The organism is Streptomyces sp. NPDC054956 (genome assembly GCF_053609185.1).
In genome coordinates, this window is record NZ_JBSGXB010000616.1 from 1 (window position 1) to 1655 (window position 1655).

Annotated in this window: 2 protein-coding genes; both read right to left on the reverse strand. The window is 67.7% G+C overall.

The genetic code is table 11. The features are described from left to right. Positions 1 to 238 precede the first annotated feature (238 nt). Positions 239 to 1108: an IS3 family transposase gene (locus ACWGDE_RS38780; RefSeq protein ID WP_453393791.1), complete on the reverse strand. Its 870-nt coding sequence runs from the start codon at positions 1106 to 1108 to the stop codon at positions 239 to 241. Then, positions 1105 to 1413, reverse strand: coding sequence for a transposase (locus ACWGDE_RS38785; protein ID WP_453393792.1), 309 nt, complete (start codon positions 1411 to 1413; stop codon positions 1105 to 1107). Before ACWGDE_RS38785 ends, ACWGDE_RS38780 begins: the two co-directional genes overlap by 4 nt. Between the last annotated feature and the right edge of the window lie 242 nt (positions 1414 to 1655).

Consider the following 1655-nt stretch of genomic DNA (forward strand, 5'->3'; position numbering starts at 1 on the left):
ACTCCCGGGATCCCCCCGGGGGATGGCCGGGAGGAACGAGAGGGAGGAACGGCCGAGTCAGAGGCCCATTCGGGCCCGCGTTCCGCCGGTCAGCCGAACCCGCACACGAGGACGACCACATCCCCCTCCGAGGCCTTGAGGCGCACCAAATCGCTACACAGACCGTCTCGGCATAGCGGCTGGCCGCCGTCTGGGGTTTGAGGTTGTTCCTGTTTGGCGGACAGGTTCTATGTGTTGCTCAGGCTGCGGTGTTTTCGTACTCGGCTGGGGTTTGGTAGCCGAGGCTGGAGTGGACTCGTCGGGTGTTGTACCAGCCTTCGATGTACTCGAAGATCGCGGTCCTGGCGGCGGTGTGGGTGTGCCACCGGTGCCGGGTGACGAGCTCATTCTTGAGGGTGGAGAAGAAGGACTCGGCGAGGGCGTTGTCCCAGCACACTCCGGTGCGGCCGACGGAGAGCCGGATGCCCAGGTCGGCCGCGAGGCGGGCGAAGGCGTGGCTGGTGTACTGGCTGCCGCGGTCGGAATGAAAAACGACCGGGCCGTCGGGCATGCGCTGGTGGCAGGCGTTGATGAGGGCGTCGGCTACCAGGGATGTTCCCAGGTGGTCGGCGGTGGCCCAGCCGACCACGCGGCGAGAAGCGATGTCGATCACGGTGGCGAGGTAGAGCCAGCCTTGACCTGTGTCGATGTAGGTGATGTCCCCGCACCAGCGTGTGTCGACGGCTGCTGGGTCGGTGCGGAAGTCGCGGCCGATCAGATCGGGGCGGGAGGCCGCCTGCGGGTCGGGGACGGTGGTGCGGTGGCCGCGTCGGCGGTGCCGGCCCGTAACGCCCGCCTCTCGCATGAGCCGGGCGATCCGGCGCCGGCCGCAGGCGTGACCTGCACGCTGCAGGGCCGCGTGGATCCTGGGGGCACCGTAGGTGCCGCGTGAACGCGTGTGGACTTCACTGATCAGCGTGGCCAGTTCCTGATCACGCCGCTCCCGTGGGCCGGTGACGGCCTGGCGGCGCTGGTAGTAGGCGGACCGGGAGACCTTCATCAGCTCACACGCCCGTTTGACGTTGTGGCCTGCCTGCTTCTCCGCCTCGATGAACGGATGAACCGTCACCGGGTCCCCCTCGCGAAGAAAGCCGTGGCCCGCTTGAGGATCTCGATGTCCTCCCGCAGACGGCGGTTCTCCCGCCGCAACTCCGCGAGCTCGGAACGTTCATCACGCTCCAGGTCCTTGGGCTGGTGGCTCTCGTCGGCCTGGGCCAGCCAGAGACGGACAGCGGTCTCGGTCAGATCGAAGTCCCTGACGATCTCGGGCACCGACCGGTCCCCACGCAGACACAGCTCGACAATCTCGGCCTTGAAATCCGGCGTGAACTGCCGCCGCTGCCGCGGCTTCTTCTTCGGCATGTTCTCCATCATGGACATCCCTCCCTGGGCACAACCCCAGATCTCCGGATGTCCGCCAAACCGAAGCAACCCCAGCCCCAGACGACCGATGGCCGCTGAGCCGAGACGGCCTGTGTAGCGATCCGGTGCGCCTCAACGCCACAGGCGGGCCCTCCGGACAGGGCCGCCCCTCACCCTCTGACCCCCGGCCATCCCCCGGGGGGATCCCGGGAGTCTTGTGTTTTTCCGGGACGGGACGGCCTGTCAAGGGTGGC

What these genes read in the sequence shown, in the direction of transcription:
- ACWGDE_RS38785 (WP_453393792.1), bottom strand. Translation starts at nt 1,413, where the DNA reads ATGATGGAGAACATGCCGAAGAAGAAGCCGCGGCAGCGGCGGCAGTTC.